The organism is Paraburkholderia caffeinilytica (assembly GCF_003368325.1).
GTDB classification, from domain to species: domain Bacteria; phylum Pseudomonadota; class Gammaproteobacteria; order Burkholderiales; family Burkholderiaceae; genus Paraburkholderia; species Paraburkholderia caffeinilytica.
Genome location: NZ_CP031467.1, coordinates 143,554 through 156,806 on the forward strand (window position 1 = coordinate 143,554; position 13,253 = coordinate 156,806).

The 13,253-nt window shown below is 63.4% G+C and carries 12 protein-coding genes; 6 read left to right on the forward strand and 6 right to left on the reverse strand.

The genetic code is table 11. From position 1 onward, the window contains the following. Positions 1-7: 7 nt before the first annotated feature. Positions 8-934 carry a LysR family transcriptional regulator gene (locus tag DSC91_RS16610; RefSeq protein WP_115779973.1) on the reverse strand — a complete coding sequence of 309 codons (927 nt, stop codon included), beginning with the start codon at positions 932-934 and terminating at the stop codon, positions 8-10. Positions 935-1,017: 83 nt separating this feature from the next. Between DSC91_RS16610 and DSC91_RS16615 the strand changes: the two genes are divergently transcribed. Both DSC91_RS16615 and add read left to right on the forward strand, forming a co-directional pair. Continuing rightward, on the forward strand, positions 1,018-2,364 hold the full coding sequence (locus tag DSC91_RS16615) for an NCS2 family permease (RefSeq protein ID WP_115783299.1): 1,347 nt from the start codon (positions 1,018-1,020) through the stop codon (positions 2,362-2,364). Between the two features lie 128 nt (positions 2,365-2,492). Beyond that, positions 2,493-3,590 (forward strand): adenosine deaminase, encoded by a 1,098-nt coding sequence (add, locus tag DSC91_RS16620; protein ID WP_115779974.1) that lies wholly within the window; start codon positions 2,493-2,495, stop codon positions 3,588-3,590. 64 nt (positions 3,591-3,654) lie between these two features. On the opposite strand, the gene DSC91_RS16625 is transcribed toward add, so the two are convergent. Beyond that, entirely contained in the window at positions 3,655-4,515 is an 861-nt protein-coding gene (locus DSC91_RS16625) for a LysR family transcriptional regulator (protein ID WP_115779975.1), read from the reverse strand. Between the two features lie 164 nt (positions 4,516-4,679). Between DSC91_RS16625 and DSC91_RS16630 the strand changes: the two genes are divergently transcribed. The 3 genes from DSC91_RS16630 to DSC91_RS16640 all read left to right on the forward strand — a co-directional run bounded on the left by DSC91_RS16630 (position 4,680) and on the right by DSC91_RS16640 (position 8,549). Continuing rightward, positions 4,680-6,080, forward strand: a complete 1,401-nt coding sequence (locus DSC91_RS16630; protein ID WP_115779976.1) for a DHA2 family efflux MFS transporter permease subunit — start codon at positions 4,680-4,682, stop codon at positions 6,078-6,080. Positions 6,081-6,212: 132 nt separating this feature from the next. Then, positions 6,213-7,142 (forward strand): LysR family transcriptional regulator, encoded by a 930-nt coding sequence (locus tag DSC91_RS16635; protein WP_115779977.1) that lies wholly within the window; start codon positions 6,213-6,215, stop codon positions 7,140-7,142. 327 nt (positions 7,143-7,469) lie between these two features. Beyond that, positions 7,470-8,549 carry a glycosyltransferase family 2 protein gene (locus DSC91_RS16640; protein ID WP_115779978.1) on the forward strand — a complete coding sequence of 360 codons (1,080 nt, stop codon included), beginning with the start codon at positions 7,470-7,472 and terminating at the stop codon, positions 8,547-8,549. A 179-nt stretch (positions 8,550-8,728) separates the two neighbouring features. Here DSC91_RS16640 and DSC91_RS16645 read toward each other — a convergent pair whose 3' ends face one another. From DSC91_RS16645 to DSC91_RS16655, 3 genes are all read right to left on the reverse strand, one after another. After that, the gene (locus DSC91_RS16645) at positions 8,729-9,454 is read right to left on the reverse strand and encodes an amino acid ABC transporter permease (RefSeq protein ID WP_115779979.1); all 726 of its coding nucleotides are present in this window, start codon (positions 9,452-9,454) and stop codon (positions 8,729-8,731) included. 2 nt (positions 9,455-9,456) lie between these two features. Beyond that, entirely contained in the window at positions 9,457-10,182 is a 726-nt protein-coding gene (locus DSC91_RS16650; RefSeq protein WP_115779980.1) for an amino acid ABC transporter permease, read from the reverse strand. Positions 10,183-10,351: 169 nt separating this feature from the next. Then, positions 10,352-11,173, reverse strand: coding sequence for an ABC transporter substrate-binding protein (locus DSC91_RS16655; RefSeq protein WP_115779981.1), 822 nt, complete (start codon positions 11,171-11,173; stop codon positions 10,352-10,354). Between the two features lie 291 nt (positions 11,174-11,464). Here DSC91_RS16655 and DSC91_RS16660 point away from each other — a divergent pair, with 291 nt between their 5' ends. Beyond that, on the forward strand, positions 11,465-11,686 hold the full coding sequence (locus tag DSC91_RS16660; protein ID WP_063495933.1) for a hypothetical protein: 222 nt from the start codon (positions 11,465-11,467) through the stop codon (positions 11,684-11,686). A gap of 111 nt (positions 11,687-11,797) precedes the next feature. Here the strand turns inward: DSC91_RS16660 and DSC91_RS16665 are convergent, their stop codons facing one another. Next, positions 11,798-13,111: an MFS family transporter gene (locus DSC91_RS16665; protein ID WP_115779982.1), complete on the reverse strand. Its 1,314-nt coding sequence runs from the start codon at positions 13,109-13,111 to the stop codon at positions 11,798-11,800. Positions 13,112-13,253: the final 142 nt, after the last annotated feature.

Genomic DNA, 13,253 nt, shown 5'->3' on the forward strand with positions numbered 1-13,253 from the left:
CGTTGCGTCAGATATGCGCGGCGAGCCACTCGCGGCAAGCGCGCACGTGCGGGCCGCGGTCGTCGCCGTCGAGCGAAATCAGTGCGATCGAACGGGTGACGCGCGGCTTGTCGAGGCGCAACGCGACCAGTTCCGTGTCGTGGAGATGCATGGTGTAGAGACTGGGCAGCACCGCGATCGCCAGACGGTGGCGCACAAGTTCGTACAAAGGCTCCGTGTACTCGACGCGGTAGGCGACCGTCAGTTGCAGACCTTCGGCCCCGCCGGTGCGCTGCAACGCGTCGCTGACACTGCCGCGCACGAACACCGCCAGATCGCGGCCCACCAGCTTCGCCCATGCGAGACTCCGTTTCTGCGCGAGCGGATCGTCGCGCCGCACGACCACCACGATCTGATCCTCGAACAGGTCCTGGTAGCGCAACGCGGCGTCGCCGTCGCTGTCCGCCGCGCTCGCATCGGGCTCGTGCACGCCCACGCCGAAATCAGCCGCGCCCTGGCGCACGGCATCGATCAAGGCGGTGTTCGGCATATCGTTCAGCGTGAAGCGCAGCGAGGGTTGTTGTGCGCGCAACGAGGCGAGCGCGGGCAACAGGCGCGCCGCAGCCGACGGAATCAGTCCGATGCGCACCGTCTGCACCCGTTCGGCAAAAGTGCTCGCCATATCGTCGAAGGTGCCGCGCGCCTGATTGAGCAGGCGCTCGGCGAGCGGCAACACGCTGGCGCCCGCATGGGTGAGCGTCAGGCGATGCGCGGAGCGCGCGAACAGCGGGCCGCCGAGCAGGAACTCGATCTGCCGGATCGCCGCGGTCAGCGCAGGTTGCGTCAGGGCGAGCGACTGTGCGGCCTGCGTGAAGCTGCGCGCATGCGCAAGCGTCACGAAGTACTGGATTTGCCGCAGCGTGAGCGCGGGCAAGAGAGACGAACGGTCGGTCATGGAGAGCAATGCATCGACGCAATGCGCAGCAGTATAAATGGCGTGGTTACAGGATGAATCAATTGATCAATAACGAATCTTCAATGGCTGCGGCAAACAGCCCGGCACATGCGGCGCGCGGCGGCTGGCTCGAACGGCGTTTCGCGCTCGCCGCGCGCAGGACCAGCGTGCGTATCGAAGCGATCGCGGGCATCACGTCGTTTCTCGCGGCCGCCTATCTGCTGGTGGTGATTCCGTCGCTGCTGTCGGCGGGCGGCATGGATCGCGGCGCGGCGACGACCGCGACGATTCTCGTGTTCGTGCTGAGCACGGTGCTGATGGCGCTGTATGCGAATCTGCCGTTCCTGGTGGGGCCCGGCATCGGCGGCTCGGTGATTCTCGGCATTACGCTCGCGGGCGAGCACGTCGCGTGGCAAACGGGGCTCGGCATCGCGTTCGTGTCCGGTGTGCTGTTCCTGATTCTGACGCTGGTGGGCGCGCGCAGTCTCGTGGTGCGGTTGATTCCGGCGCAGATCAAGCTCGGGCTCGGCGCCTCGATTGGCCTGTTCATCGCCGTGCTCGGTTTCCGCAATGCCGGCATGGTGATCGCCAACGCGAAAACCAATGCGCTCGCGCTCGGCGATTTCTCGCGCCCTGGCACCCTCGTCGCCTTGATCGGCCTCGGCGCCGCTGTCGTGCTGCAAGGCCGCCGCGTACCCGGTGCGATCTTGTGGGCGATCCTGATTGCGGCCGCCGCCGGTGTGCCGCTCGGCGTCACGCATATGCCCGCGTCGTTTCTCTCGTGGCCCCACAGCATTGCGCCGATCGCATTCAAGCTCGACATTGCGAGCGCCTTGAGCGTGGCCGCCATTCCGTATCTGTTCGTGTTCTTCGCGGCGGAGTTTTTCTCGACGCTCGGCACCACGCTCGCGGTCGGCGCCAAAGCGGACCTGCTCGACGAAAATGCGAATCTGCCGAACATCAACCGGCCGTTTCTCGTCGATTCGATTGCGGCGACGCTCGGTCCGGTGTTCGGCATTCCGGCGCTCACGGCGCTGGTGGAATCCGCGGCAGGCGTTGAAGCCGGTGGGCGTACGGGCCTTTCTTCGCTCGCGGCCGCCGCGATGTTCGCTCTGATGCTGTTGTTCGTGCCGGTCGCGCTGGCCATTCCGAAAGAAGCCACCGCGCCCGCGTTGATCCTGATCGGACTCTCGATGTTCAGTACGATTCGCCATACGCATTTCGACGACTTCAGCGACGCGCTACCCGTTCTTTCGATGGTGCTGCTCACCTTGATGTCGAACAGTTTCGGCACCGGCATCGCGGGCGGCCTGCTCTGCTATGTGCTCGTCAAGCTGCTCGCCGGACGTTTCCGTGAAGTACCGTGGGGCCTCTACGTGCTGGCCGTGCCGCTCGGTTATTACTTCTATACCGTGGTCAAGCCGCATTGAGTTCTGTACCCTGGTTGCTCAACCCGGCAACACGATAGGATCACCCAACGAAGCCGCACGTCTTCGTTCTGCATTTGCTCTAAACTGAATTTGCGTCGAGTTTTACGCACTACCGAAAACCATACGACATGAAAGAGACACTGGGCAACGTGCCCGCATCGCGCCTTGGCATGACGCTCACCGAGGCCCATCACGCCTTCTTCACCGCCCTGCCGAAGGTGGAGTTGCATTGCCATCTGCTCGGTGCGGTACGGCACGAGACTTTTATCGCGCTCGCTGAAAAGAGCCATGCGCCGATCGGCCGCGAAGAAATCGACGCTTTCTATACGCGCGGCGAAAAACCCGTCGGCGTATTGCGAGTGTTGCGCGCGCTCGACGAGCATCTGCTCACGCATGCGGACGACCTGCATCGCATCGCCTACGAATATCTCGCCGACGCCGCCGCGCACCGGGTGCGTCATAGCGAATTCTTCTGGAATCCTACCGGCACGGTGCGCGTCTCGAAGATTCCCTATGCGGATGCGCAAGCGGCCATCGTCACCGCGATTCGCGACGCCGCACGCGACTTCGGCATCAGCGCGCGACTGATCCCGAGCATCGACCGCGAAGCCGATCCCGACGAAGCGGTCGCGCTGGTCGACTGGATGTGCGCGCATCGTGCGGACGAAGTGGCGGGCCTCGGCATCGACTACCGCGAAAACGACCGGCCGCCCGAGTTGTTCTGGAAGGCATACCGCAATGCGCGCAATGCCGGCTTCAGGACCACCGCGCATGCAGGCGAGTTCGGCATGCCCTGGCGCAATGTCGAAACCGCCGTGGAACTGCTGCACTGCGACCGGATCGATCACGGCTATACGATCGTCGACAACCCGCAGTTGGCGGCCCAATACGCGGAGCGCGGGATCGTGTTCACGGTGGTGCCGACCAACTCCTACTATCTGCGCACACTTGCCCCGGAAGTCTGGGCCGAACAGCATCCGATGCGGCGCATGCCGGGCCTGGGCCTGAAAATTCACCCGAACACCGACGACCCGACGCTGCACAAGGTGACGCCGAGCGAAGCATGGCAATTGATGCATAGCCACTTCGGCTTCAGCATCGCCGAGTTGAAGCAGTTCATGCTGAACGGCCTCGACGGCGCATGGATCGACGAAGCGACGCGCCACGCATGGCGCGCGGCGTGGGGTGCGGAGTTCGACGCGTTGGCGGCGGCCTTACCCGCTTAAGTAAGGACAGTGCATCGCGTCACGCCAACCACTGCCGCGCGGATTCACCCGGCTTCACGCAGTTTCATTCACCGATCCACGAACCGCGCAAATCGCTGTCGTGCAGCAATTGCAACAGCGTGCCCGCCGGACGGCTCAGCCGTTTGGCGGCCAGCGCGATAAATTCCACCGAGGGCAGCGCCGGCAGACTGGCCGCGTTGAGCGGCGGCGTCAGGCCCCGCGCGGCCAGATATTGCGGACGAACCGTAATGCCGAGCCCGCCGCGCGCGGCCGCAATGCAGCCCGAGTGGCTGCTGCTCGTGCAGACCACCTGCCAGCTGAAACCGGCTTCGGCGAGCGTATCGAGCACCACCGCCCGCGTCACGCTCGGCTCGGCGACCAGAATCAGCGGCAACGGCTGACTGACATCGACCAGCGTGCCGGCGCGCGCCAGCCATTCCAGCCGCCCCGTGAACAGCGGCACGCCGCGCCGGTCGCCCAGACGCCGCTTGCCGACCAGCAGATCGATCGAGCCGGCGTCCAGCAATTCATAGAGCTTGCCGGTCATACCGATCGTGATTTCCAGCTCGACGTCGGGATGCGCGTCGCGAAACGCCGCCAGCACCGCGGGCAGCGGCCCGAGCGCGACGTCGTCCGATGAACCGAGCCGCACGCGCCCTTTCAGGCGCGGCGCACGAAACTGCGATTCGGCCCGCGCGAGCGCTTGCAGGATCACGCTGGCGTGCGCGAGCATGGCCTCGCCGTCCGGCGTCATCGCGAGCGAATGGGTGTCGCGCACGAACAGGCGCCGCCCGACGCTCTGTTCGAGCCGGCGGATGTGTTCGCTGACGCTCGACTGCGTGAGATCGAGTTGCCGCCCCGCCTCGGTGAAGCTGTGGCAGGCCGCGACTGTCGCAAAGGTCTTGAGCCAGATGGGATTGAGCATGCGTCATTGTCGCCCTGGTTATCGGCAAAGTCGATAACAGTCAACGCCCCAGTGGGGTTCCCGATTGACGTCGATGTCAATATGATGACGGAATCCCCCCAACGATGGCGCCGGGCCCGGCCCACCGGTCCGTCCGCTTCGCCGCCCCCGCAGTTCGACTGAACATGAACAAGGATTCCGCCCAGACCGCGCTACTCTGGATCGTCGCCGCCGGCTTTTTCATGCAGTCGCTCGACACGACGATCGTCAACACCGCGTTGCCGTCGATCGCCAACAGCCTGCACGTCGCGCCCCTCGCGATGCAGCCGATCGTGGTTGCCTACACGCTGACCATGGCGATGCTCACTCCCGCGTCGGGCTGGCTCGCCGACCGCTTCGGCACGCGGCGCGTCTATTTCGTGGCGATTCTGATATTCGTGCTCGGCTCGATCTGCTGCGCGAGCGCGCATACGCTCGGGCAACTGGTGATGGCGCGGGTCCTGCAAGGCCTGGGCGGTTCGATGCTGCTGCCGATCGGCCGGCTCGCCGTCCTGCGCAGCGTTTCGAGCGAGCAATACGTATCGGCGCTCGCGTTCATTTCGATTGCCGGCCAGCTGGGGCCGATCGCCGGCCCGACACTTGGCGGCTGGTTCGTGCAGGCCGTCACGTGGCACTGGATCTTTCTGATCAACGTGCCGATCGGCGCGTTGGGGCTCTACGCGGTGCAGCGGTTTTTGCCCGCGCACGGCGAAATCCAGGCGCCGCCGTTCGATTTTGTCGGCTGCGGGCTGCTGTCGCTTTGCATGATCTCGTTTTCACTGGCCATCGAAGCGCCGGTCGAAACACATCGCGCGGCCTGGTCGGCGGGTCTCTTCGCGCTCGCGGTGCTCAGCGCGCTCGCCTACATTCCGCACGCCAGGCGCCGCAGCAATCCGCTCTTCAAACTCTCGCTCTTCGGCGAACCGAATTTCAGCGTGGGCCTGCTCGGCAACCTGATCTGCCGCATCGGCTCGAGCGCCGTGCCTTTCCTGGTGCCGCTGCTGCTGCAATTGCAGCTCGGCTACACGCCGCTGCATTCCGGCCTGATGATGCTGCCCGCGGCGCTGGCCGGCACCGTCGCCAAGCGCTGGATTGCACCGCTCGTGCGCCGCTATGGCTATGACACGTTCCTGCTCGTCAATACGATCGTCGTAGGGTCGGCGATCGTTGCGTTCGCATTGATTACGCGCGGCACGCCGCTCATTGTCGGCATCGTGGTTCTGGCCGTATTCGGCGCGGCCAACTCCATGCAATTCGCGGCGATGAACAGCGTCACGCTCAAAGGTCTCTCGCATGAAGATGCCGGCAGCGGCAACAGCCTTTTTTCGATGGTGCAGATGCTGGCGATCGGCTTGGGCGTCTCGATCGGCGGCGGTCTGGTGAATCTGTTCTCGGCGCAATGGGGATCGGCGGCGCTCGGGTTCCGCCTGAGCTTCGTGTGCGTGGGCATCATCACGCTGATCTCCGCCTGGGTGTTTCGCCATCTCGACGACGCGCCCGTCACGCGCAACGTGCGTGGCCAGACGACCCAGGGCGCGGGGCGCTGAAGGCCCGCGCGCGAGCCTGCGTGCTCGCTCGATCCGTCATATATGCCTGGCGTTGGCCGACGCCGTCGCATGAATTCAAACCGTGTTTCGCGTTAGCATGTCATGCATTAATGCGTAACAAGGGAATATCACATGCCATTTGACGAGCGCATGCTGAACGGTATGGGCGTGCTGACGGCCATTATCGACTGCGGCAGTTTCGCGGCGGCAGGCGTTGCGCTCGACATGTCGCAATCCGGGGTCAGCCGTTCGGTTGCCCGGCTCGAAGCGCGCCTCGGCATCCGGCTATTCGACCGCACCACCCGCTCGGTCACGCTGACCGACGAGGGCCGGCGCTTCTACGAACAGATCGTGCCGCTGCTCGGCGGGCTCGAAGAAGCCGCCGCTTCGGCGGCCCAGGGCGCCACGGCGGTTCGCGGACGTTTGCGCGTGAACATGGACCCGCTCTTTTCGCGCCTCGTGCTGGGGCCGCGACTCGGCGGCTTCATCGACAAGCATGCCGATCTGCAGCTCGAGTTGATCACGCGCGACCAGTTAGGCGATATGGTCGCCGACGGTTTCGATCTTGCGATCCGTTTCGGCGCCCCACCGGTTTCTACGCTGATTGCACGCAAGCTGCTCGACACGCGAATTCTGACCGTCGCCGCGCCCTCGTATCTGAAGAAACATGGCCATCCGGCCAGCCCGGCCGAACTCGAAAACGGCAAGCACGTGTGCATCAAGTTTCGCGATCCGCTGACGGGTCACCCGTTCAGTTGGGCGTTTCATCGCGGCCGCAAGAAGACGACGATTACGCCGCGAGGCCGCCTGACCGTGAACGACGTCGGCACCTTGCATAGCGTGTGCGCCGCGGGCCAGGGCATCGCGCAGATTCTCGCGCTCGGCGCCGAGTCGTTGCTCGCCAACGGCAAACTGGTCGAACTGTTTCCCGAGTGGAGCGACGAGGTTTATCCGCTGTATGCGCTCTATCCTTCGCGACACCATCCGCCGGCCAAGGTGCGGGCATTCTTCGATTTCATCGTTTCGCTGACGGGGAACCCGACGCGCGAAACGGCCGCCTGAATCGCGGCCGACAACGAAGAAAACAAGCTGCCCGAACGCCGCGACAAAGGGCGCGATCAGTCGCCGGGGGACTGTCCCCCAGAAAACCGGGTGAAGGCGTACCGTCAAGCGAGTCGAATTATTAAGCACTAGCCCAAGCGGCTTTGCTGCGTTTTAGCATCAAAGCCGCACAAATTTTCCCCTTCGAACCGCTTTCACGATGCGGACATTTCTTCCTATTTATTACGGATTATTTTTTCCCCGCAATGGACTATTTTGCTGCATGCAGCAATGTGTGCGCAAAGCGAACCGGCTGCCGCCCCTTAACAGATAAGAACGGAGACGCCCGTGTTCACCTTCTCCACTCTCACGTCCGCGCCCTCTCCCAAGGTTTCCATTTGCCTGCCCACCTGCAACCGGCCTGAGTTGATCGCCGAGTGCATCGATTCCTGCCTCGCGCAGACGTATGGCAATCTGGAGATCGTGATCGGCGACGATTCAAAGGACCAGCGCACGCAGCAGTTGATCGCCGAGCGCTATCCGAATGAGCCGCGCATCCGCTATGCGAGGAACCGGCCGTCGCTCGGTCAGGCTCGCAATGTTGCAAGCCTGTTCGCGCGCGCACGCGGCGACAAGATCCTGCTGATTCACGACGACGACCTCCTCACCACCGACGGCGTCGAAAAGCTGGTGTCGCTATGGAAGCTGCATCCGCAGCTCGAAGTGGCCTTCGCCGATCAGTACGAGGCCGATCACACCGGCGCCGTCGATTTCGAGGCCAGCGCACGCCTGAACACCGCGTTTCGCCGCACCAGGGACGCGGAAGGCTTACAGGCTTTGCCGGGCAGAACCGGACTGATCCAGATGTTCCCGAACAACGGCTGGATGGCCAACGCCGAACTCGTGAAGCGGATCGGCTACAAGGAACAGTACGGCATGTGCTGCGATTTCGTGTTCGGCACCGAGCTCTGTCTCGCGGCGCGCAAGGTGTTCTATCTGCACGAATATGTCTCGGTGTACCGGAAGACCGCGACGTCGATCTCACACAGCACGCGCGGCACGACGATTGCCGCGACAGTCAGTGCATACGCGTTCGTCAAGGCGCTCAAACTGCCTGCGCAACTGGAAGCGTCACGCAAGCTCGCGTTGCGCCGTCTCGCGCCCATTGTCGTCTCGGTTCATGCGAGGAATCGCCAGGCGGTGCCCGGGTTGAAGATCGCGTTCACGCATCTGTTCGCCTACAACTATGGTTTCAGCACGCGGCTCTATTACCACCTGCTCATGCTCTCGCGTGCGGCTGTGAGCGTGCGGCAGCGCGCGACGGTGGCTGCAGTGGTCGCAGCAGCGCCGGCTGTCATCACCGAACCGGCCGCCGCCGTGACCGAGCTCGTTACGGAGCTCGTGAGCGATCAGTCCGAACTGGTCTGATGCTGACGTGGCGGCCGTAGCTGCCGTAGCTGGAAGCGAGCGCCCGTTCCTTCGCCGTAGCGCGTTCCATCGGCTCGATCGCTGGACAGGTATCGCTGGGGCTGTCAGGCGCGAGGGCTGGTCGGTAGTCGGTTAGTCGGTTAGTCGGTAGTCGGTTAGTCGGTTAGTCGGTTAGTCGGTTAGTCGCCGGACAATGCCTGCGCGGCGGCCGATGCGCGTGGTTGCACGACGCGCTTGCGCCTCGTCAACGCATACGTCGCCACCCGGTCAAGCGCCGTGCACAACACCAGATAGAGGAAGCCGACGAACAAGAAGATCTGCGCGGGATACACCATCAGCCGATTGCTGACCTGCGTCGCGACGAACGACAACTCGCCGACGCCGACGATATACGCAAGCGAGGTGTCCTTCACCAGCGACACCCATTGATTCACGAACGAAGGCGCCATGATGCGCATCGCCTGCGGCAGCAACACATAGCGCAGTGCCTGCATGCGCGTGAGGCCGAGCGACAGCCCGGCTTGCCATTGACCGTCGCCGACCGCGCGAATGCCCGCGTGCACCGAGTGGGCAAGGTACGCGCCGCCGATCAGCGAGAGCGCGCAGACGACCGTCGCGAGTCCGGGGACATCGACATGGAAAAGCACGGGCAACAGGAAATACGTCCAGAAGATCAGCATCAAGACCGGGATCGCGCGGAAGAAGGCGATCACGAGCAGCAAGGGCACACGGGCGATGCGCCCCGCCAATGCCAACGCAATGCCACCCGCGACGCCGAGCACGGCCGACGCAAGCGCGGAACACAATGCAAGCACCAGCGTGAGCGCCGCGCCGCCGAGCGGTCCTTGCGGAAATGCGCCGACCAGCAGGTACGGCAGGTTATTGGCGAACAACGACCAGCTCATGCTCAGCGCCTCGCGAACGAGCGGTCACGCGCATGCGCCACCGTATGCGAGACGGCTTCGATCAGCGCGACGGCGGCGATATACAACACGGTCGCCACACCGAACGCCTCGAAGGTTTTGAAGCTCTCCGTCTCGACCTGACGCGACGCGTACGACAGCTCGGCAAGACCGATCGCCATGGTCAGCGATGAATTCTTCACGAGGTTCATGTATTGGCCAAAGAGCGGCGGCAGCGAAATGCGCACCGCTTGCGGGAAAACGACGTAGCGGAATGCCTGCAAAGACGTGAGCCCAAGGGCCGCGGCCGCAGCATGCTGACCCACCGGCACGCCGCGCAAACCCGCCTGAAACTCCTCGGCGATAAAAGCCGCCGTATAACACGTGAGCCCGACCCATCCGGCAACAAATTCGAACGATGGCCAGCGCAACGCGTACGCGCCGATGTGCACGCCATGCGGCGTGTTCAGCCATTGCATCAGGGCGTCAGGCATCAGCGTGGCCGCGCCGAAGTACCAGAAGAACAGTTGCACCAGCAACGGCGTGTTGCGAAACACCAGCACGTACGTGGCCGTTGCACGACTCAGCCAGCCATACCGGGCATGACGCGCGATCGCCAGCACGAAGCCGGACAAGGTGGCGGCGAGCGCCGCCGTCAACGCGAGACCGACGGTGACACCGAAGCCTTGCCACAACCACATCAGATACTTTGGAGCGAGCCACGCTTGCATCTTTGAACCTGTTTCCTTGAGCCTGTTTCTTTAAGCCGGCTTCTTTAAACCTGTTCCCTTAAACCGGGTTTTTTTAAAGCCGCTCCCTTGAACCGGCTTCTTTCGAAAACGCCGACGAGCACACCGCCAGCGTGCCCCTTGATTTCCGGGTGCTACCGCGACACCGCGCTCAGGTCTTGTCGCCGATCCTGAAGATACGCGCGAGCGGCGTCTTCGTTTGCGGGCCGAACCAGCGGTTGTAGATTTTCGCGGCCGAGCCGTCGGCCTCCAGTCCCTTCAGCGTGTCGTTCACGAAGCCAACGAGGCGCGTCTCGCCCTTCGGGATTCCGACACCCATGTAGTCGTTCGAAATCGTGAACGCCGGAATCTCGTAGTTCTGCTTGTCCGGCACGTTGGCCAGCAGGCCGACCAGCTTCGGACCGTCCTGCGTGATCGCCTGCACATTGCCCGCGCGCAAAGCCGCGAACGCGAACGGCGTGTCGTCGTACGCGACGATCGTGGCTTGCGGGAATTTCTCGCGCAGCGTGATCTCGTTGGTGGTGCCCTTGTCGGCACCCACGCGCAGGCTGTTAATCTGGTCCGCCGACTTCAGCACGCCCTTCTTCGCCAGAAACTGCTGGCCCGACGAGAAATACGGAATGCTGAAATCGACCTGTTTGGCACGCTCGTCGGTGATCGTGAAATTGGCGAGCACCAGGTCCACTTTCTTCGAGGTCAGGAACGGAATGCGGTTGGCCGGGTTGGTCGGTTGCAGTTCGAGTTTCACGCCGAGCTTGTCGGCAAGCGCCTTCGCGTAGTCGACGTCGAGGCCCACGATATGGTTGCTGGTCGCGTCGACGTAACCGAACGGCGGATTGCTGTCGAAGGTCGCCACGCGCAGTACGCCGGCTTTCCTGATGTCGTCGAGACGGTCGGCATAGGCGAGTCCCGATACCGTCAGCGAGAGTCCCGTCAGTGTCATTAACCAGGCAGCGAGTATTTTCGATTTCATTTTTATGGATCTCTTTGTGTGTGTGCGATGCGTGTTCAACATGCGTGCGATGTTTCAGAAACGGATGCGTGTTGGGGATATCCGCGGCAACCGTAAAATGCAACCGACGGTCACGCATGGGCGTCACATTAGCAGCGGCGCTACGCGCTTCGAACCAAGAAATGCTCCTGTGATAAGCGCGTTTTCTGCTAAGCATCCACTCATTAGCAAACGCGTATTTGTCGCTTGGGCCGGCGCGTGCGGCTGATTACGATGGACCTCGAGCCGTTATCAACCCGGAGGCCAACCGCCATGTCCGACAGTGCCTGTTTCAAGCCGCGTGTGATCGAGCCGGTTGTCGTCAATCAGCCAGAAGGATTGGGGCTTGCCGTGGAATTGTGGCTTGCGCATCCCGTCGATGGGATCGCGGGGCGCGCCGTGCAGATTCATTTGCGCAGCGATGCGAAGATGGCGCAAGCCGAGGCGCTGCGCGACCTGCTTCATGTGCTGGGAACGGAGATCGTGGTGGCTTGAGCGTGGGCCGTGCTTGCCTGCAGGATAAAAAAAAGCGGCCGGGTTGCCCCGGGCCGCCGTTCTCAAGCAGCGCTCATGCGCGCTGTTCGAGTCTATCGCCCAAGCTCACGCTCAAGGCTCGTGCCGCAGATACCCTTCTTTCGACGGATCGCGCATGCGCAGCGACACGAGGCCGGCGATCGCGCACAGCGCGGTCACATACCAGTAGAACGTCGACTCGCTGCCCACCGACTTCAGCCACAGCGCCACATACTCCGCCGAGCCGCCGAAGATCGCATTGGCCACCGCATACGACAGCCCCACGCCGAGCGCGCGCACTTCCGGCGGGAACATTTCCGCCTTGATCAGGCCGCTGATCGACGTATAGAAGCTGACGATCGCCAGCGCCACCACGACCAGCCCGAAAGCCGCATACGGGCTCGTCACGTCTTTCAGCGCGTGCAGCAGCGGCACCGTGCCGATGGTCGCGAAGAAGCCGAAGAACAGCATCGAACGACGCCGCCCGATGCGGTCCGACAACGCGCCGAATGCCGGCTGCATCACCATGTACACGAACAGCGCCGCGGTCATCACGTTGCTGGCCGTCTTGGCGTGCATACCCGCCGTGTTCACCAGGTACTTCTGCATGTACGTGGTGAACGTGTAGAAAATCAGCGAGCCCCCGGCCGTGAAGCCGAGCACCGTCGCGAAGGCGCCCCGGTGCAGCCACAAGCCGCGCAGCGTGCCGGCTTCCTTGCGCTGGCGCGTTTCCGCCGTGGTCGTTTCGTCGAGCGATTTACGCAGATACAGCGCGACCAGCGCCGCCAGCGCACCGATCACGAACGGCACGCGCCAGCCCCACGCTTTCAGTTCCTCGGTGGACAGGGTCTGTTGCAGGATCACCAGCACCAGCAGCGCGCACAACTGCCCGCCGATCAGCGTGACGTACTGGAACGACGCGAAAAACCCGCGACGCCCCTTGAGCGCGACTTCACTCATGTAGGTGGCGCTGGTGCCGTACTCGCCGCCCACCGACAGCCCCTGGAACAGCCGCGCGACCAGCAGCAGCGCCGGCGCCAGCGCGCCGATCTGCGCATACGTGGGCAACACGGCGATCACCAGCGAGCCGCCGCACATCATGAACACCGACACCATCATGGCGGTCCTGCGTCCGCGCTTGTCGGCGAGCCGGCCGAAGAACCAGCCGCCGATCGGGCGCATCAGGAAGCCCGCGGCGAACACGCCGGCGGTGTTGAGCAACTGCGTGGTGGTGTTGCCGCTCGGGAAGAACGCCGGCGCGAAATACAGCGCGCAGAACGAATACACGTAGAAGTCGAACCACTCGACGAGATTGCCCGATGAAGCGCCAACGATTGCGAAGATGCGGCGACGGGTGTCGTGTGCGTCGTGAACCGTGGCCACGGATAGGTCGGTTAGGTCGGTCATTCTGTTGTCTTTCCTTGTCTTTAAACGGAGGTAGCGGTCGTGGCGCCGCCTTCACAACACGCGCATCGAGGTGCCGCACTGGCATCCATAGCGTGCGTGCGCGAATTTTACAGAATTGCAAGGGAAAGATGGGGGTTGGTTA

Bases quoted from the DNA above. Each gene is read 5' to 3' on its own strand.
- DSC91_RS16610 (WP_115779973.1), bottom strand. From the start codon at position 934: ATGACCGACCGTTCGTCTCTCTTGCCCGCGCTCACGCTGCGGCAAATC.
- DSC91_RS16615 (WP_115783299.1), top strand. From the start codon at position 1,018: ATGGCTGCGGCAAACAGCCCGGCACATGCGGCGCGCGGCGGCTGGCTC.
- add (WP_115779974.1), top strand. From the start codon at position 2,493: ATGAAAGAGACACTGGGCAACGTGCCCGCATCGCGCCTTGGCATGACG.
- DSC91_RS16625 (WP_115779975.1), bottom strand. From the start codon at position 4,515: ATGCTCAATCCCATCTGGCTCAAGACCTTTGCGACAGTCGCGGCCTGC.
- DSC91_RS16630 (WP_115779976.1), top strand. From the start codon at position 4,680: ATGAACAAGGATTCCGCCCAGACCGCGCTACTCTGGATCGTCGCCGCC.
- DSC91_RS16635 (WP_115779977.1), top strand. From the start codon at position 6,213: ATGCCATTTGACGAGCGCATGCTGAACGGTATGGGCGTGCTGACGGCC.
- DSC91_RS16645 (WP_115779979.1), bottom strand. From the start codon at position 9,454: ATGAGCTGGTCGTTGTTCGCCAATAACCTGCCGTACCTGCTGGTCGGC.
- DSC91_RS16650 (WP_115779980.1), bottom strand. From the start codon at position 10,182: ATGCAAGCGTGGCTCGCTCCAAAGTATCTGATGTGGTTGTGGCAAGGC.
- DSC91_RS16655 (WP_115779981.1), bottom strand. From the start codon at position 11,173: ATGAAATCGAAAATACTCGCTGCCTGGTTAATGACACTGACGGGACTC.
- DSC91_RS16660 (WP_063495933.1), top strand. From the start codon at position 11,465: ATGTCCGACAGTGCCTGTTTCAAGCCGCGTGTGATCGAGCCGGTTGTC.
- DSC91_RS16665 (WP_115779982.1), bottom strand. From the start codon at position 13,111: ATGACCGACCTAACCGACCTATCCGTGGCCACGGTTCACGACGCACAC.